This window comes from Porcipelethomonas sp. (assembly GCF_051893655.1).
Taxonomy (GTDB): Bacteria; Bacillota; Clostridia; order Oscillospirales; family Ruminococcaceae; genus Porcipelethomonas.
On record NZ_JBJFHN010000074.1, the window covers coordinates 1 to 19873 of the forward strand.

Sequence of the window (19873 nt, forward strand, 5' to 3'; positions counted from 1 at the left end):
AGGGCCTTGTTGTTGCGCCTGTTTGGCGGTGCATTGATTGTTTCTTTCACGCTACACCCTCCAAATTATTTTGTATTGGCATAAAAGGCTTCAATTCTTGCCTCTTCATGGCTCATGCCTTCTGCCTCGAATTTACGAATGCCGCTCATCATTTTTGCATATTCATGCGGTACAATCTTTTTAAACCGTGGAAGATATATATCAAAATTATCAAGAATTTCTTTTCCACGTACAGAGTGTGTAAGTTCAACATGCTCCTCAATCAGTGATCTGAGTTCTTCGATATCCTCCGGAGCAGTAACCTTGCTGAATCCTACCAGAGCCTTGTTAAGCTTTGTATATAAATCGTTTTCTTCGTCCAGAACATAGGCAATACCGCCACTCATACCTGCCGCAAAGTTTTTGCTTGTTTTACCGAGAATAACAGCACAGCCGCCTGTCATATATTCACATCCATGATCTCCGACGCCTTCAACAACAACTGTCGCTCCTGAATTTCTTACGCAGAAACGTTCACCGGCAACACCGGCAATAAATGCCTTTCCGCTTGTTGCTCCGAACAGTGCAACATTTCCGATAATGATATTTTCATCTGCTTTATATCTTGCATTTTCTGGAGCATATACAATCAATTTACCGCCTGAAAGTCCCTTTCCGAAATAATCATTGCTGTCGCCTTCAAGTTCCAGTGTAAGTCCCTTAGGAATAAATGCACCAAAGCTCTGTCCGCCTGAACCGTGACATTTCAGAACAAATGTATCGTCATCCAGAGTATTATAATATTTTCTTGTGATCTCTGCACCAAACAGTGTACCCAAAGTACGGTTAAGGTTATTTACATTCAGTTCCATTGTTTTCGGAGTTTTATTTTCAAGAGCTTCCTTCATTTCCGGAATAATAACTGTTTCATCAATAGTTTCATTAAGCTTAAAGTCATAAGCATCTTCCGGACGGAAATGAGAAGCAGCATCTGATCCTACATAAGGATTTTCAAGAATGCTTGACATATCAATTTTATTTGCTCTGCTGCCCTTCGGATATTTTTTCTGTACCAGCAGATCAGAACGGCCTACCAGTTCGTCAACTGTATGAATACCAAGCTTTGCCATATATTCACGCATTTCCTGAGCCACAAAGCGCATGAAATTTACTATATATTCCGGTTTGCCTTTAAAACGTTTTCTGAGTTCAGGATTCTGTGTTGCAACGCCCACAGGACATGTATCCAGATTGCAGACACGCATCATTACGCATCCCATAGTTACCAGCGGAGCAGTTGCAAAGCCATATTCCTCAGCACCCAGCATTGCAGCTATTACAACATCTCTGCCCGTCATCATTTTACCGTCTGCTTCAATAACGACCTTTGAACGCAGTCCGTTCATAATAAGTGTTTTGTGAGTTTCTGCAAGACCCAGTTCCCACGGAAGTCCGGCATTATGAATAGAGCTTCCCGGTGCGGCACCCGTACCGCCGTCATAACCGGAAATCAGGATAACCCCGGCACCTGCTTTGGCAACTCCGGCAGCAATTGTTCCAACGCCTGCTTCAGAAACCAGCTTTACAGAAATTCTTGCATTTTTGTTTGCATTTTTCAGGTCATAAATAAGTTGTGCCAGATCCTCAATGGAATAGATATCATGATGAGGCGGAGGAGAAATAAGAGCAACACCCGGAGTTGAATGTCTTGTTTTAGCGATCCACGGATAAACCTTCTTTGCCGGCAGATGTCCGCCCTCACCGGGCTTTGCACCCTGAGCCATTTTGATCTGGATTTCTTTTGCAGATGTCAGATATTTTGAAGTAACGCCAAAACGTCCGGACGCCACCTGCTTTATAGCAGAACATTTGTCAACAGCACCGCCGCTTGTAACAATACGCTCAAGGTCTTCGCCGCCTTCACCGCTGTTTGACTTTCCTCCTATACGGTTCATGGCAATTGCCATACATTCATGAGCTTCTTTAGAAATAGAACCGTATGACATAGCACCTGTTTTAAAACGATGCATAATGCTTTCTACACTTTCTACTTCTTCAATAGGAATTCCGCCGTCCTCGGCGTATTTGAAATCAAGTGTACTGCGGAGTGTAAGATTTTTATCTTCAGCATTCAGACATGCGGAATACTGTTTATACATATTATAGTCATCACGCCATGCAGACTGCTGAAGCAGATGAATAGTCTGAGGATTATAAAGATGCTCTTCCTGATTGCTTCTTGCCTTATGGCTTCCGATACTTGCAATGGATTCGTTTACAGTAAGGTTACATGGATCAAATGCCGCATCATGCAGTGCAATTACACGGTCGCTTATATCATCAAGATCAATACCGCCTACACGGCTTACAGTATCCGGGAAAAATTCGTTGCGTACGCTTTCGCTGATACCGAGTGCCTCAAAAATCTTTGAGCCCTGATATGACTGAATAGTTGAAATACCCATTTTAGAAGCAATTTTTACAATACCGTCCACAACCGCCTTTACATAGTCGTTTGCAGCTTCTGTGTATTCCTTGTCAAGTGCTCCGGAAGATGTCATATCATAAAGAGTATCAAGTGCAAGATACGGATTTACAGCACTTGCGCCAAATCCCAGAAGTGTTGCAAAGTGGTGAACCTCAGTAGGTTCTGCTGTTTCTACGATAATTGAAACAGCTGTATTTTTTCTTGTTTTTACAAGATATGTTTCAAGTGCTGCAACAGCCAGCAGTGATGGGATTGCCATATGTTCCTGGTCAACGCCCCAGTCTGTAAGAATGAGAATTGCCGCACCGTCTTCATGAGCCTTATCTGCCTGTACATAAAGATTTTCAATTGCATCATGCAGACTTACATCTTTTGTATAAAGCATTGAAATATCAGCTGTTTTCAGTCCTTCTATATTTGCCTTGCGGATTTTCAGCAGGTCGAGATTTGTAAGCACCGGATTCTTTACTTTAAGTACACAGCAGTTATCTTCATTTTCCTGCAGGATATTGCCTGATGCTCCCAGATAAACCGTAGTATCTGTAATTACAGATTCACGGATTGAATCTATCGGCGGATTTGTAACCTGTGCAAAAAGCTGTTTGAAGTAATCAAATAGCGGAGGATTCATTTTGGACAATGCCGGAACAGGCGTATCAACGCCCATTGCAGCCGTAGGCTCTGCACCGTTCAATGCCATCGGAATCATAACATTATTAATTGTTTCATATGTATATCCGAATGCATGCTGAAGGCGTTCAAGCTGCTCACCAGTGTTTCTTTCAGGACGCTTGTTAGGTATTTTCAGTTCATCCAGAGGATGCAGATTATGATCAAGCCATTCACCGTAAGGCTGACGCTTGCTGTAGTAATCCTTTAAAGTTTCATCATCTATCAGTTCGCCTTTTACAGTATCTACAAGCAGCATTTTTCCAGGGTGAAGGCGTTCTTTTTTAACGATTGTTTCAACAGGAATATCCAGTGCACCCACCTCAGATGAAAGAATGAGGTATTTTCCGCCGTTTCCGTCATCTGTAATATAATAACGTGAAGGACGCAGACCGTTACGGTCAAGCACAGCTCCTACCAGATCGCCGTCAGAAAAGATAATGGATGCCGGACCGTCCCAAGGTTCCATCATTGTTGCATAGTACTGATAAAATGCTCTTTTTTCACGGCTCATAGTACTTATATGCTGCCATGGTTCAGGAATAAGAGCCATAACAGCCAGAGGAAGGTCAACTCCTGCCATTGTCATAAATTCAAGTGTATTGTCAAGGCGTGCAGAGTCAGAACCAGTTACATCAAGAATAGGAACTATATCTTTCATTCGGTCGCCCAGAGGCTCGCTTTTTAAAATTGCCTCACGGCTCAGCATCTTATCAACATTTCCTGTAATAGTATTTATTTCGCCGTTATGAACCATCATACGGTTAGGATGTGAACGCTGCCAGCTTGGATTTGTATTTGTACTGAAACGTGAGTGAACAATACCAATAGCTGAATTATAGTCAGGACTGTTCAGATCCTCATAGAATTCACGAAGCTGATTTACAAGGAACATACCCTTGTATACAATGGTACGGCTTGAACATGAAACGACATAAGTTTCCTTTTCTCTCTTTTCAAATACCATTCTTGCAACATAAAGCTTTCTGTCGAATTCAATTCCCTTTTCACAGTTTTCAGGTTTTTTTATAAATGCCTGCATAATATTAGGCATACTTTCCAGTGCCTTTGTTCCAAGAACTGAAGGATTTACCGGAACCTGACGCCAGCCGATAAATTCAAGCTTTTCTTCTTCCAGAACCTTTTCAAAGGTTTTCATTGCCTTTTTTAATTTCTTTTCAGACTGCGGGAAAAAGAACATGGCTATACCATATTCACGTCTGTCTCCGATATTCATACCTGCTTCTGCCGCAACCCTTGAAAAATATGTGTGGGAAATCTGAAGCAGAATACCAACACCGTCACCGGTTTTTCCCTCTGCATCCTTTCCAGCTCTGTGTTCCAGAGTTTCTACAATACGGAGTGCATTATCAACAACCTTATGATCGCTTTCACCATTCATATTGACAACTGCACCGATACCACAGTTTTCATGTTCAAACCTCGGATCATAAAGACCATGTCTTTCAAAAGGTTCCTGATTTCTGTAATTATCCATAGCCACTGCTCCTTTATTAAATAATAAATAATTTTTTCTTAAAGTCTGCAAAACAGTATTATATAACAATTTCCTGCACACAGACAAAAAAAGACCCCCACATAAACTGTGTATACACACCGTTCATGTAAGCGTCTTTGCTTCATATATTCATTTATTCACTGCCAATTGCATTGTGTTATTATTGTACACCAAAAAAACTTTTTTGTCAATAGTAAAATCGGCTTTTTTTCTAAAAAAATAAATTTTTTCAGTATTTTTTCCTTTTTTAATTAAGAAATATCCCATTTTTTATAAATCAACTGTTCCGGCATTTAAAATATACTGTTTTTGCACCCACTTATTTATTAAATTAAGATGAAATGACTTTAATAGTATTGACCGGAATGCTAAAATGTGATATGATAAATTTGATATTATTTCAAATTCGGCATCCGTCTGCCGTAAAGACGGAAACCGACTGGAAACTGCTGCCGATAAATTATGTCCGGTACAGATTCTTAATTCGGTAACGGAGTTACATTATGAAAATCGAAACAAAATGTCTTCATGAAGGATATCATCCTAAAAACACTGAACCGAGAGTAGTGCCAATAGTACAAAGTACTACATATGTTTACGATTCGACAAATGACATTGCAGATGTTTTCAATGATCCTACAAAAAGTCTTATTTACTCAAGATTTGAAAATCCAACAGTAATGGCTGTGGAAGAAAAAATCGCAGCATTAGAGGGCGGCGTTGCAGCAATGGCAACCTCCAGCGGTCAGGCAGCGTCATTGTGTTCTATCCTCAACCTCTGCAGTGCGGGGGACAGCTTTATTTCAACCGGAACTATTTACGGCGGAACTGTCAACCTGTTTGCTGTTACCCTTAAAAAACTTGGCATTGAATGTATATTTGTAGATGCTGACGCTTCAGAAGAAGAAATCCAGAAAGCCTTCAAGCCGAACACAAAGGCTGTTTTTGGTGAAACACTTGCAAATCCTGCACTCTCAGTTCTGGACATTGAAAAATTTGCAAAGCTTGCACATCAGAATAATGTACCGCTTATTGTAGACAACACCTTCCCTACTCCTATACTTTGCAGACCTATTGAACACGGAGCAGATATAGTTGTTCATTCTACTTCAAAGTATATGGACGGACATGCAGTTCAGGTAGGCGGCGTTATTATTGACAGCGGCAACTTTGACTGGACAAACGGAAAGTTCCCTGAATTTACTGAACCGGATGAAAGCTATCATGGTACTGTTTATACAAAAGACTACGGCAAGCTTGCTTACATCGTAAAAGCAAGAATGCAGCTTATGAGAGATTTCGGATGCTATCCGTCAGCTAACTCTGCATTCCTTTTGAATCTTGGTCTTGAAACTCTGGCAGTGAGAATGAAACAGTACTGTGAAAATGCTATGAAAGTTGCTGAATATCTGGAAGCTTCTGACAAAGTGGTTTCAGTAAACTATCCGGGACTTAAATCCAATAAATACTATGACCTTGCTAAAAAATACATGCCGGACGGCTGCAGCGGAGTAATAACATTCACAATAAAGGGCGGCAAGGAAAATGCTGTTAAGTTTATGGACAGCTTGAATCTTGCTTCAAATGTAGTTCATGTTGCAGATATAAGAACATGCGTTCTTCACCCTGCAAGCTCTACTCACCGTCAGCTTACTGACGAACAGCTTAAAGCTGCTGGTATTGACGGCGGTATGATTCGTTTCTCCTGCGGACTTGAAAATATTGATGATATTATCGAGGATATTGCTCAGGCTCTTGAGAAAATCTGATTTAAGTCTTATAAATCAGATTTTACAGCAATATATCCGAAACCCTGCTGGGGCAAACCTTTCTGATGAAAGGTTCTTCCCCAGACCCCTTTCCAAAGACTTTTATTTGATTTTTTCTCAAAGGGGCATTCGCCCCCTCTTGAGAAAAAATCAGGTAAAGTTTTAGGAAGAGAGTTTGAGAGACAACCCTTTTTCAAAAGGGTTTCCCTCAATAAGTTACGAAGATAGTTGCTGTATATTCTGATACGCAAAATACCCGGAAAGAAAACAAAATCTTTCCGGGTGTTATTTTATTCATCCTGAGGGTCTTGTGCTTGTGTTTCCGCTGATGTTTCAGACTGTGTTTCTTCGGAAGCAGTTGTTTCTGCCGGAACAGTTTCTGTTGTTTCCATCGTTCCGGAACCGTTTTCCATAAAATCAGTGAAAATCATTTCAAGATTAAGGCTCGGCATGCTGAATCCTGTCAACGCACCGTTCTGAGCCATTTTCAAAGTATATTTCCCCTGATCATTTTCACCTTCCATAATGTAAAAGCCGTCTTTTTCCTCACAGCTTATCTCCTGCATTTCAGCTGTTTTGTCAACAATATCAATTAAAGATGAAATTATTGATTTAAGCGGCAAAGCACTTTTAGGTACGGAAAAGCTTAACCCCTTATATGAGGCTTCTACATTGCCGTCCCTGTACGACAGCAAAACTCCGGCAAGCGTATTGGGAGAAGAAAATTCAACATCCCAGTTATCCTTGCCAAGTCTTTTGATAACCGCATTTGATTCCTGATCATCATACTTAATCTGTGCTGTAATGCTGAACGCCTTATTTAATTTCGGTTCAAATTTAACACTGCTTTTTCCGCCGCAGGCGCACAGACTGATCATTAAAATAAAAGATAAAAATAAACTAATATACTTTTTCATATAAAGCTCCTTAAAATTATTTTATAAAGCTTTACATTCCTTTTATTTTATTACTATTCCGTCAATTGTTTAAAAGCCTCCGGCAACTCATTGATTATATCAGTTGCCGTCATGCTCTGCATGGACTTTTTTTCTGCCGCAATATCACCGGCAATACCATGAACATAAGCTCCCAGAACTGAAGCGTTCAGAGTACTGATTCCCTGAGCCGCAAGAGAACTGATTATTCCGCTTAAAACATCTCCGCTTCCCCCTTTGCCCATTCCGGGATTACCGGTAAGATTTACATATACATTACCGTTTTCAGCGATAACCGTTCCGGCTCCTTTTAATACAACTGTCGCATCATACTTTTCTGAAAAGCTTACCGCAGTTCCAAGTCTGTCGGACTGAACTTCCGCCGTGCTTTTTTTACAGAGTCTTCCCATTTCAGCAGGATGTGGAGTAAGTATAATGCTTGACTTTTTTTGTTTAATAATATCTATGCTGTCAGCTATGCAATTTATTCCATCAGCGTCTAAAATTACAGGACAATTTATATTTTTAATAAGTTCCTTCACAAGTTTTTTAGTACCGTCGGTAACTCCCAGTCCGCAGCCTATTAAAACGGCATCAGCTTTCTCTGCCGCACTCATAATTTTATCGAAATTGTTTTCAGATATAAATCCGTTTTCATCTGCCCCCATAGGTTCAAGCATAGACTCCGGAAGCCGATTGGTTACTGATGTGAGAACGCTTTTTACAGATGCAATCTTAAGCAGTCCCACACCGCTTTTTGCAGCCGCCTCAGCTGCCATTATACATGCTCCCGGCATTTTCTCGCTGCCGCAGACAATAAGAAGTCTGCCGTAATTTCCTTTGTGAGAATCCGGACGTTTTTTGGGTATTACCTTTTCTGCAAATTCCTTAGTTGTCTTTATAATTTTATGTTCAAAATCATATGTGAACTTCTCCGGAATTCCTATATCTATAACCTGAATTTCTCCGCAAAAACTTTTAAGAGGATACTGCGCCATACCGAATTTTTCAAAGGCAAACGTATAAGTATAAACAGCATTCATTGTGCCGTCAGAAACATATCCGGAAGAACAGTTTCCGCCGCTTGGCACATCAACTGCAATTACTATTCCTCTTTCAGATGCCGCCGAAAAAATTTCCTTTACATCACCGGGAAGCTCCCCATGGAAACCTGTTCCGAATACACCATCTACTATAAGCTTTAAGTTTCCGGAGGACAGCTGATTTATAATTTCCTGCTTTCCGGTAAATACTTTCTGAGCCTGCATTCGTGAGAAATTAAGCTTTGCAAGATCTGTTTTAGGTTCTCCGCAAAGCATTGCAACCGTTGATTTTATACCTGATTCATCAAGATATCTTTGTGCCACAAAGCAATCTCCGGCATTGTTTCCGTTTCCGCAAAGAAAGAACACATCCAGCTTAATTTCATTTTCAACAGATTTTAAAATTTCCTGTATTTTTTCAGCAAGTCCCCGTCCTGCCTTTTCCATAAGCATTTCATAAGTATTTCCGTTTCTGTCTGATTCAGCCTCAAGAAATTTCATTTGCTTCGGAGTTACTACAATCATTATTTCACCGCCGCTTCGTTTTAATAGTTAAAATACAACCGATACTTTTATACAAATCAAGTATAACTATTTTTTATTATAAAATGCCGATGCACCTTTAAATGCCTTCTTTGCAAAGTCTGATGAATAGTCAATAAAATCTATCGGCATTTTATCAGCAAACGGCAACGCCTTCTCAGCAATTTCATTGAAAAGCTCAATTGGATTTTCCGGTAAATTTCCTTCTAAAGCCACAAGATAGCTTTCTTTGCCGTCCTTTAGCATAAGCTTCAGATAAGCGGCAGTTACATTTTCCTTATCCCATAAAACCTCTGAAATTTTTCTGAGCATTTCAAGAGGATAATTTTTAGGATCACCTACCATAATTTCCGAATTTTCCTTCTTGTAATCATTTGATACCTTTACAATATCATTAAGCATATCAGAAGTCAGGACAATATTTGCACCATATGGATTAATAACGATTCCGTCAGCTTTTCCGGCAAAAGCTTTCATATCTTTAAATCCTCCGACCATACCTGTAAACTGGGATTTCATATCATATTTTCTAAGCTCATTCCAGTCAGTAAAAAACGGATAATATCTCTTTCCTTCACTGTTCTGAAGCAGCGGAAAAGATACCTGACTGTTATTAACATCAATTTCATTACCGCTTGTTTTAAGTTTTGATGTATCTGCCGGAATAATATATTCACCTTGAAAAATTTCACTAAATAAAAGCTGCCACATTTTCTGTCCGGCAGTTCCTTTGGCATTTTCCTGCATAAACCAGTTAATAGTTCTCATGAGGCTTGGATTAAGAACATATCTGCTGTCTTTAGGCATTTTGTCTTTGTCCGGAATCTGAACAATATCAGACATGCTGATATTTAAAAATGTCTGCCCGTTATCAATAACAATATTTTCAAATCCGCATCTGAACAGATCCCCGAAGAAAGCCATTCTGTATTCCTTTGAATTCTCAACAGCCTTTATTTCATCTCCTTTTTTCTGCAGATGAACATAATATTTATCAAAATACTCTTTTTCACTGAATATATATGCTGCCGCTTTTCCATTTTCATTCCCCAGAAAATAATTATTGGAAGCAGTTGAAAAAGCAATCCATATTTTATCAATACTCTGAATTTCCTTTATAATGCGAATATAAAGTTCCTGATTTTTGTTTTTGTTAAATTTAACTATTAATTCCTGTAAAACTGACATACTTTTCTCCTTTAATTTATTATTTAAGTGTTCTCGGCAAATATGGTTTAATACAGTTCAGAACCTTTTCATTTGGTGAAAATACCAGTCTTGTTTCCCCATACTTCTCACTATGAAAATCTGCAAAATAAGGTTCTTCCTCATCACCCATTGCCATTACAGTGGTTCCTCTGAAATTATCATTTGCCTGACGGTAATCCCCAAAATCTGTAAAATCCTTTACATCAACAGATATCATGGAAACCCTTTTACGTCTTGCAATAATTTTATCTATATCGATGGAACCGTTGGTAACCGTATATTCATACTCAACATTCTGACATGTCAGAAGCCAGTATGCACCGTAAGCCGCACCGCATGCTGCAATAATAGCAATCGGCATAATATATATTGTAACGAATAAAAGTATCAGAATTACTGCTATACCCCCGACGATAATTCCTATTTTTTTCATCTGGTCTGATGAATTTTCACATTTTTTTACAAGCTGTTCAGAATATGTATCCATTATATTTCTCCTTTTTTCTTTTTAAGTCATTATACCACAGTTTCAAAAAAACTTCAATAAAACACTTGCTTTTTTTTGAAGAATTGTATATAATAAAAGTAACATGCTGACTGAGAGAGTAAATATCCGGTCATAAAACCCCAGAGAGAAGTGGTCTGCGGCTGAAAACTGCTTTGATTTTTACGGATATTGAAGTTCACTCACGAGTGGCGGAGCCGAAGTTTTATGGTTGTTTCTGAAATTTATTGCAGCACATGTATGCAATGAAATTTTAGATATGATGTTATTGTAAGTTCCGACGTATAGTCTGCGTTAAAGGCTGGGGAGTGTCGGCTCTTTGAAAATGGGTGGTTTAGAAGCAAGTATGTCTTGTCCTGTTTGGGCAGGGCTTTTTTTATGCAATCTTTATGATTGCCCTATATATTCCGACATAATACTAATCCATATCAGTTAGTATAAATTATTATTTTATGAGGTGATTTAATGAAACAACAGCTGGAAAATATTGAAAAATCAGCCATGTCAGAAGCTTCATCCAGTGATTCAATAAAAGCTCTGGACGAGCTCAGAATCAAATATCTCGGAAAAAAAGGAGAGCTTACTGCAATCTTAAAGCAGATGGGAAAACTTTCATCTGAAGAACGTCCGGTAATAGGTCAGCTTGCCAATAAAGTAAGACAGGATATTGAATCCGCTATTTCCGGAAAAATGTCTGCACTTAAAGCAAAGGAACAGGAAATGAAAATGGCAGCTGAGTCCATAGACATAACTCTTCCCGGAAAGCCTCAGAGTATCGGCAGACTTCATCCGCTGAAAATTGTTGAAAATGAAATCAAGGAAATATTCCTGGGAATGGGATTCAGCATTGCTGACGGTCCGGAAGTCGAATATGACTACTATAACTTTGAAGCCTTGAATCTTCCTCCTGATCATCCGGCAAGAGATACTCAGGATACTTTTTACATTACTGACAATATTCTTCTGAGAACCCAGACATCTTCCGTTCAGGTTCACGTTATGGAAAATCAGAAGCCGCCTATCAGAATTATCTCTCCGGGATGCGTTTACCGTTCAGACGCTGTTGACGCTACCCACTCCCCTCTCTTCCACCAGATCGAAGGACTTGTTGTGGACAAGGGTATTACAATGGCAGACCTTAAGGGTACTCTGGAAACACTTATGAAAAAGCTTTACGGAAACGACTGCAAAATAAGACTCAGACCTCATCACTTCCCGTTTACAGAGCCAAGTGCAGAAGTAGATGTCATGTGCTTTAACTGCCACGGAGAAGGCTGCCGTATCTGCAAGAATGAAGGCTATATAGAACTTCTCGGTGCTGGTATGGTTCATCCTAAGGTACTGGAAGGCTGCGGAATTGACAGCAGCGTATATTCCGGATTTGCTTTTGGTCTCGGACTTGAAAGAATTGTAATGAGAAGATATAATATCAGTGATATGCGTCTTCTTTTTGAAAACGATGTAAGATTCCTTGAACAATTTTAATTACTGACTGGAGGTTAACACATGGATTTATCAATGAAATGGATCAATGATTATGTTGATCTTAAAAATACAGATATAAAGCAATTCTGTCATGGCATGACTATGAGCGGTTCAAAAGTAGAAAGCTATGAAACCGAAGGCAGTGAAATTTCAAATGTTGTTATCGGAAAGCTTCTCTCTGTAGTTCCTCATGAAAACTCAGACCATCTTGTTGTATGTCAGGTCGATGTTGGAAAGGAAGAGCCTATTCAGATCGTAACAGGTGCTCCGAATGTAAAGACCGGGGACATTGTTCCTGTTGCATTGCACGGTTCAACTCTGCCTAATGGAGTCAAAATCAAAAAAGGCAAGCTCAGAGGTGTTGAAAGCAACGGAATGCTCTGTTCTCTGGGAGAACTGGGACTTTCCGTTCACGATTTTCCATATGCAATTGAAGACGGTATTTTCATAATCGAAGAGGACTGTCAGATAGGTCAGGACATACATGAAGCACTGGGACTTGATGATACATCTGTAGAATTTGAAATAACTTCAAACCGTCCGGACTGCCTGTCCGTTACAGGTCTTGCAAGAGAAGCGTCAGCTACCTTCGGCGTACCGCTGAATATTAAAAAACCGTCATTCAAGGGTGTTGACGGTGATATAAACGAAATGCTGAAAGTCGATATCAAAAATACTGATAAATGCAGACGCTATTGTGCAGGCATTGTAAAAAATGTTAAAATAGAACCGTCCCCAAGATGGATGAGAGAAAGATTAAGAGCAAGCGGTGTTAGACCAATAAATAACTTTGTTGATATCACAAATTATGTTATGCTTGAATACGGTCAGCCTATGCATGCTTTTGACCTGAGATATGTAAAGGATGCACATATCAATGTCAGAAATGCTGTAAACGGTGAAAAAATCACAACTCTTGACGGCGTTGAACGTGAGCTTTCAGATGAAATGCTTATTATTGCCGACTCCGAAAAGCCTATTGCTGTAGCAGGCGTAATGGGCGGTGAATACAGTGGCATTATGAATGATACCACAACCGTTGTTTTTGAATCAGCCTACTTTGAACCTGTTCAGGTTCGCAGAACTTCTAAAAAACTGGGACTGAGATCAGACGCTTCCGCAAGATACGAAAAAGGCGTTGATCCGCTTATCAGCATGACTTGTCTTGAAAGAGCATTTGAACTTGTTGAAATGCTGGGTGCAGGAGAGGTTGTTAAAACTGTAATTGACAATGACTTTACAGATAAAACTCCTAAATCCGTTGATTTCAGTGCTGAATGGATAAATAATTTCCTTGGTACAGATATTCCGGAAGCCGACATGATAAAATACTTAAATTCACTGGATTTTACTGTTGAAAACGGCAAGGCAATTGCTCCGAGCTTCAGAATTGATATAGAGTACAAAGCTGATATTGCTGAAGAGGTAGCAAGAATTTACGGCTACAATAATATCCCGTCTTCACAGTTCAAGGGAGTTGCCGAAGCAGAATACACTCCTGAGCAGAAATTTGCCAGATCTATTGAAAATACAATGACAGCACTTGGATGCTATGAAATATCCACATTCTCATTTATTTCTCCAAAATACTTTGACAAGATAAATCTTCCTGCTGACAGCACACTCAGAAAAACTGAAACTATCATCAATCCTCTTGGTGAGGATACAAGCGTTATGAGAACTACAACTATTCCTTCCATGCTTGAAATTCTTTCCAAAAACTATAACAACAGAAATGCTGAAGCCAGATTATTTGAAATCGGCAAGGAATACCTACCTACAGATCCTGACAAGCTGCCGGACGAACCTCTTCGCCTCACAATCGGAATGTACGGCGGAAATGTTGATTTCTATGACATCAAAGGCATTTCCGAAACCCTTTTAAATACTCTCAGAATATATGGCTGTGAATATGTAAGAACCTCTGATTCAGATGCATTTGATGAAGCGTGTGCATTCCATCCGGGAAGAAGTGCCGTAATTTTAAAAGACGGTACTGCCATTGGAATTCTGGGTGAAATTCATCCGGACGTTGCTGAAAACTACGGAATTGAAACTAAGGTTTATGCGGCAAAATTCAATATTCCGCAGATGCTTGAGCTTTCACAGAAGGAAGTAACATACAAACCGCTTCCTAAATTCCCGGCAACAACCAGAGATTTAAGTCTTATCTGTGATGAAAAGCTGCCGGCTGCGGCAATCGAAAAGGCTATCAGAAATGCTGCAGGCAGTGTCCTTGAAAAGGTTACATTATTTGATGTATACAAGGGCAAGCAGATTGAAGAAGGAAAGAAAAGTATTTCATATTCCATCAGCATGCGCTCTCATGACGGTACACTGACTGACGAACAGGCTGATTCCGTTATGAAAAAGGTTCTGAAAGCACTTAAGGAAATCGGTGCAGAACTGAGAATGTAATCACATCTTATACAAGTTCACCATAAAATCAACTAACTTTTCAAATCTATAAAATTGATTATACAAAGGGAACGTCCTCACTTGATGGGCGTTCCCTCTTGCTAAATTGCCGTAAATAAAATTTAGCCATTTACCCTTTGCGGAACACCTCTCAGGCAAAGCTCCCTGCCCTTACAAGCTTTTGAAAAAGCCTGACCAAAACTTTCAAACAGTTATCATATCTTAGCTTCTGTACCTGTACGGTTATCAATAAGCTTATATATGGTTTTCTGTATTATTATGTACACTATCATTGTAAGCAATGCGAAAATAACAGTTTCTGCTATTACATTCATACGGTCAAGATGCGTAAGCCTGTCAATCACTGCAATGATCTGAATGGAAAATACAGCGGATATAATGGGTATGATTAAATTATCTGTGAAGCTGAAATGTATTCTTGTAATTTTAATAATCATTATAAGTCTGGTTGTATTACATACAATATTGCTTGTAAGGTATGATATAACTATACCGTAAAATCCGAATATCGGCACACATATAAGCAGTACTGAAATTCGTATAGTGTATTCTACAAGGTAATTAAGAGATGAAAAACTATGTTTTCCCATGCCCTTGAGAATCCCCTCAAGAATGATCTCAAGATATATGAACGGAACAGCTGGAGAAAGTATCGTAATTATTTTTCCGGCAAAATAATCACCGCTCATCAAGTATCCTATTTCCTTTCCGAAGCACAGAAAAATTACTGCAATGAAAATTGAAAAGCTGAAAGTCTGTCTTAAAACTTTATTTATAAGGCTTACATTTTTGTCATTATTGTCTGCACCCCTCTCTCGGGACAATTCCGGAACAAGTATACTGGACAAACTGCATAAAATACTTGACGGAAAAAATAATGCCGGAATTACGATAGCTTCAAATATACCAAACTGACTTAAAGCTTCAGCTGTGGAATTTCCGTATTGTTTTAATGTAAGCGGAACAAGTGCATCATTTGTACTGCTGAGTACTGATGTAACAATACTGTTTAAAAAAATTGGTACTGAAGACATAACAAACCATTTGAATCCTATGGAACAATCATTGTTACACGAACGCCTGAATTTCAGATAGCATAAAATAAGAAAAATACAGCTGAAAATCTGTCCGGCTGCAATACTCAGAGCAAACGCTGTCAGGACATTGATTTTTCCCTCTGTAATACAGAATTCTGCAAAAAAAGCAAACAGTCCGGACTTTATCAGAAACTCCAGCGTTCCGCCGGCAGCTGCAACTGTGACATTTCTGATGGCATTAAAATAACCTTTGATACAAGCACTTACAGAACCAAACGGCAGTATCAGTGCCAGTATTCTTATGGGGATTATCATCTGATCGGTTTTTAAAATATTAATGCTTATTATTTTTGAAAAAATAAATATTACAGATGATGTAATAACACTTAGTCCTACAGACGATATAATACCATAATTGAAAACCCGTCCGGGATTTCCGTCTTTTTTCCCTATCTCCTCAGAAATAAACCGGCTTGATGAAAGATAAATATTTCCGCTTGAAACAATCGTTGCAAAAGAAAAAAAAGTACTTATCAGTGAAATCATACCCATAACTGACGAGCCTAATTTTCGTGTAATAAATACATTCAGAAGCAAAGACAACCCCTGAAGAGCAAGATCTATAACCGTAAGAAAACAGGTATCCCTAAATATTTTGCTTTTATTCATCGTTTTATTATCCCTCCGATATTAATAGCCCTTTTTAAGTTTATTACAAAAATCGGAGAATAATGCTTTATTTTTGTTGACGATGTGAAAAATATAATATATAATTAATATGTGGACTGCTGATGCAATCTACATTATTCGTAAATTAATTTTATTTTCCGGAGGCAGACTTTGAAAAATCAAGTTTCAGTATCAATTCTAAGTGCAGATTTTCTGGAATTGAAAACAGAAATAGACAAAATTGAAAAAAGTAATGCGGATATGCTGCATTTTGATGTTATGGACGGCGTATTTGTTCCGAATATATCATTCGGATTTCCAATTCTGGAAACTGTAAATAAATATACTGACATGCATCTTGATGTACATCTCATGATCATAAATCCTGTAGATTACATTGAACAGTGCGTCAGGTGCGGCGCTGATACTGTCACTATTCACCTTGAATGCGACAGCGATATTGCCCAGACTATAAAAATGATTAAAAAATCGGGTGTAAAAGCAGGACTTTCCATAAAACCCTCCACTCCGTTTGAATCTGTAATTCCATATCTGGACAAAATTGACATGCTTCTGATAATGACGGTAGAACCGGGATTCGGCGGACAGTCATTCATATCAGATATGCTGAATAAAATATCCTCAGCTAAAAAATATATAGATGAACATAATTTAAATGTAAGCATACAGGTTGACGGTGGAATCAATGAAAAAACCGGAAAGCTTGCGTCAGATGCCGGTGCAGATATTCTTGTAGCCGGAAGCTATATTTTCAAAAACGGCAGTGTGACAGAGGCTGTAGCATCTTTAGCCGGGCAATGATAATACTTTCTGTATTGCTTCAGATGACTCTATGCAGCTGAAATATTCTTCTGTAACTCCTGTGTTAATTTCATTTCCCGGCAGAACTTTGCAGTATTGTCCGGCTATTCCGGTCAGAATATAGTAATCTGACCTCACTCCTATAATAAGGCGTATATGATTATTATTGCCGTAAAGCTGACTGAACTTTATTTTTTTCATATAAGAATCTCCTAACCGAAAGCAGAAATTTCTGAGTTTCTCAAAATCTTCAAACTGACAGATAAGAACTTTTCCGGATGCATCGGATTTCTGACTTTCCCCGGAACATGAAATAAAAATCAGACATCCGCTTTTCTTTGCAAAAACTTCAACATACAATTTTTCATTACTCATATCAATATTCAGTATCTCGGATATTTCATCTGACAGCATAATAATCAATTTTTTTATACATGAAGAATCTATATCATAAAAATTTATTTCAAGCTTTTCAAGATCATTTTTATTCAGGTAAATTTTCAGTGCATAGTCGTTCAGTTTATCAATAGTCATTCTTCAGCCTCCCGCATATATTCTTGCCTGTCTTTCAGGAAAAAAACATATATAATTATTTTATTCCCAAACAAATTAAATGTGTATAATAACGGAGACCAAAATGAAAAAGAAAAAAAATGTATATAAGCCCAAACGGCATCCTCATCTTTTGAGCAATATCCTTTCAATAATGTTTACTCTTGTTATTGCTTCGTTTTTCGCAGTTATCGGATACAGTGTTGCAAAACCCTTCGGGGAAATCGGCGAAATATCGTCCAGCAGAACAGATTCCGGAGTTAATGACAATCTTGAAACTGTTGAAAGTGAAAGTGTAAAAATCCCAAGAGGCTTTAAAGCATACTGGATAAAGGACAGGGAAATCCCGGATCTCAAAACACTGCAGAGTACTCTGGACAGCATAAGCACAAGTGAATATAACATGGTTATTGTACCGCTGAAAATTGAAGGAGGTACACTCAATTATAATTCATCCAATGAAGGTGCAGTCCTTGCAGAAGCCGGAAACGAACTGTCACTTTCATCTGTAATTGAAGCTGTGAAGGCTTCCGGATTTACTCCCGCTGCATCTATAAATACAATGCAGGACAACTTATATCCAAAAGCAAACAAAAATGCCGGATTTTTATTGGAATCCTCAAAAGCCTTATGGCTGGATTCCAATAATAAAGAAAAAGGCAAACCGTGGATGGATCCTTCGTCTTCTGCATCAAAAGAATATCTCTCTTCTCTGACAGGTGAAATTGCTCAGGCAGGCTTTGAATATATTATAAGCACAAATGTTGAATACCCTGCATTCAGCGAAAATGCTCTTAAAGATATTGGTTCTAAGGTTACTGACAGCAACAGATATCTGGATCTTATTGATACAGTCAATACTATGAACAAAATTGCTGAGGACAAGGACAGCAATATGTGGATTGAAATTCCTGCTTACGAAATGCTTACAGGCACTTGTGAAGTCTTTCAGCCTATTCTCTTAAATACTCAGAAATATGTTTTAAAAATTGATCTGAGTAAATTCAATTCAGAAATAGAATGCAACGGCAAAAAAATAAACTTTGCCTCTATGAGTATCGGTGAAAAGGTTAAAACAATATGTGAAGAAACTGAAACAAAAATATACAAGACATCATTTATTCCCGAAATTTCTTCACTTTCACTAACAAGTACTCAAAAAGCTGAAATATACAGTACATTTTCAGACCTGAAATATGATTCATATATAATAAGATAAAAATTGCACTTATTTGCAGTACCGGCTCTGCAGATAAGTGCATTCATTTCCTGTGAAAATATATTCTTATTTTTTAAAAAAGAAAAAATTTCTGTTAAATGTTTAGAATATCATTGCATTTAATGTGAAAATATGATAAAATAAACTCCTGTAAACTAAAATAAATTATCCGAAAGGCCGTGATGTTAGGGTTGGAAAAAAAGTTGACATTATATGGTTTTAATAATCTCACAAAAACATTAAGTTTTAATATCTATGATGTCTGCTATGCGAAAAGTAAGCGTGAACGAATGGATTATATTAGGTATATTGATGAACAGTATAATTCCGAACGTCTTACAAAGATTTTGTGCGATGTCACTAAAATGATTGGTGCTACTATACTTAATATATCAAAACAGGATTACGAACCTCAGGGTGCTTCTGTAAATATTCTCATTGCAGAAGGTCACGTTCCGGAAAAAATTGATAAATCATGCAATCAGGGACTTGGCTTTGTACAGAACGACACTATTCACGCCCACCTTGACAAAAGCCATGTTACTGTTCATACATTTCCGGAATCACATCCTGAAAATACTGTATGTACATTCAGGGTTGATATAGACGTTGCCACATGCGGTGAAATATCCCCGCTGAATACTCTGGACTATCTTATAAGCAGCTTTGATTCTGACATTATTACTATTGATTACCGTGTCAGGGGTTTCACAAGAGATATGTGCGGAAAAAAGTATTTTATAGATCATGACATAACTTCAATTCAGGATTATATCGACAGCAAAACTCTTACTAAATATGATGCAATAGATGTCAATGTTTATCAGTCGAATATTTTCCATACTAAAATGCTGATCAAGGAAATCCAGCTTCAGAACTATCTGTTCAATACTGATGTTTATGAACTACCACCCAAAGAAAGACTGGATATTACAAACAGTCTGAGACGGGAAATGATTGAAATTTTCAGTGGAATGAATATTTACTGACA

At 38.3% G+C, this 19873-nt stretch carries 13 protein-coding genes; 6 read left to right on the forward strand and 7 right to left on the reverse strand.

Going from position 1 to position 19873, the window contains the following annotated elements:
• Positions 1-65: 65 nt before the first annotated feature.
• A complete protein-coding gene (gltB, locus tag ACI4WO_RS04240; protein WP_439806315.1) occupies positions 66-4634 on the reverse strand; it encodes a glutamate synthase large subunit in 4569 nt (1522 codons plus the stop codon).
• A gap of 524 nt (positions 4635-5158) precedes the next feature.
• On the opposite strand from gltB, the gene ACI4WO_RS04245 reads away from it, so the two are divergent.
• Entirely contained in the window at positions 5159-6424 is a 1266-nt protein-coding gene (locus tag ACI4WO_RS04245; protein ID WP_439806316.1) for an O-acetylhomoserine aminocarboxypropyltransferase/cysteine synthase family protein, read from the forward strand.
• Between the two features lie 290 nt (positions 6425-6714).
• On the opposite strand, the gene ACI4WO_RS04250 is transcribed toward ACI4WO_RS04245, so the two are convergent.
• From ACI4WO_RS04250 to ACI4WO_RS04265, 4 genes are all read right to left on the reverse strand, one after another.
• The gene (locus tag ACI4WO_RS04250) at positions 6715-7341 is read right to left on the reverse strand and encodes a hypothetical protein (RefSeq protein WP_439806317.1); all 627 of its coding nucleotides are present in this window, start codon (positions 7339-7341) and stop codon (positions 6715-6717) included.
• Between the two features lie 53 nt (positions 7342-7394).
• A complete protein-coding gene (locus ACI4WO_RS04255; RefSeq protein ID WP_439806318.1) occupies positions 7395-8927 on the reverse strand; it encodes an NAD(P)H-hydrate dehydratase in 1533 nt (510 codons plus the stop codon).
• A 66-nt stretch (positions 8928-8993) separates the two neighbouring features.
• Positions 8994-10133 (reverse strand): enhanced serine sensitivity protein SseB C-terminal domain-containing protein, encoded by a 1140-nt coding sequence (locus tag ACI4WO_RS04260; RefSeq protein WP_439806319.1) that lies wholly within the window; start codon positions 10131-10133, stop codon positions 8994-8996.
• Between the two features lie 19 nt (positions 10134-10152).
• Entirely contained in the window at positions 10153-10641 is a 489-nt protein-coding gene (locus tag ACI4WO_RS04265; RefSeq protein WP_439806320.1) for a hypothetical protein, read from the reverse strand.
• Between the two features lie 483 nt (positions 10642-11124).
• Here ACI4WO_RS04265 and pheS point away from each other — a divergent pair, with 483 nt between their 5' ends.
• On the forward strand, positions 11125-12144 hold the full coding sequence (gene pheS / locus ACI4WO_RS04270) for a phenylalanine--tRNA ligase subunit alpha (protein WP_439806321.1): 1020 nt from the start codon (positions 11125-11127) through the stop codon (positions 12142-12144).
• Positions 12145-12165: 21 nt separating this feature from the next.
• A complete protein-coding gene (gene pheT / locus ACI4WO_RS04275) occupies positions 12166-14562 on the forward strand; it encodes a phenylalanine--tRNA ligase subunit beta (protein WP_439806322.1) in 2397 nt (798 codons plus the stop codon).
• Positions 14563-14777: 215 nt separating this feature from the next.
• Here the strand turns inward: pheT and ACI4WO_RS04280 are convergent, their stop codons facing one another.
• Positions 14778-16289: an oligosaccharide flippase family protein gene (locus ACI4WO_RS04280; protein WP_439806323.1), complete on the reverse strand. Its 1512-nt coding sequence runs from the start codon at positions 16287-16289 to the stop codon at positions 14778-14780.
• Positions 16290-16460: 171 nt separating this feature from the next.
• On the opposite strand from ACI4WO_RS04280, the gene rpe reads away from it, so the two are divergent.
• A complete protein-coding gene (gene rpe, locus ACI4WO_RS04285) occupies positions 16461-17111 on the forward strand; it encodes a ribulose-phosphate 3-epimerase (protein ID WP_439806324.1) in 651 nt (216 codons plus the stop codon).
• On the opposite strand, the gene ACI4WO_RS04290 is transcribed toward rpe, so the two are convergent.
• Positions 17097-17645, reverse strand: a complete 549-nt coding sequence (locus ACI4WO_RS04290) for an adaptor protein MecA (protein WP_439806325.1) — start codon at positions 17643-17645, stop codon at positions 17097-17099. The two genes, rpe and ACI4WO_RS04290, sit on opposite strands and share 15 nt — an antisense overlap.
• A gap of 103 nt (positions 17646-17748) precedes the next feature.
• Here ACI4WO_RS04290 and ACI4WO_RS04295 point away from each other — a divergent pair, with 103 nt between their 5' ends.
• Positions 17749-18882 carry a putative glycoside hydrolase gene (locus tag ACI4WO_RS04295; protein WP_439806326.1) on the forward strand — a complete coding sequence of 378 codons (1134 nt, stop codon included), beginning with the start codon at positions 17749-17751 and terminating at the stop codon, positions 18880-18882.
• Between the two features lie 179 nt (positions 18883-19061).
• Positions 19062-19871, forward strand: a complete 810-nt coding sequence (gene speD / locus ACI4WO_RS04300) for an adenosylmethionine decarboxylase (RefSeq protein WP_439806327.1) — start codon at positions 19062-19064, stop codon at positions 19869-19871.
• The last annotated feature ends 2 nt before the right edge of the window (positions 19872-19873 follow it).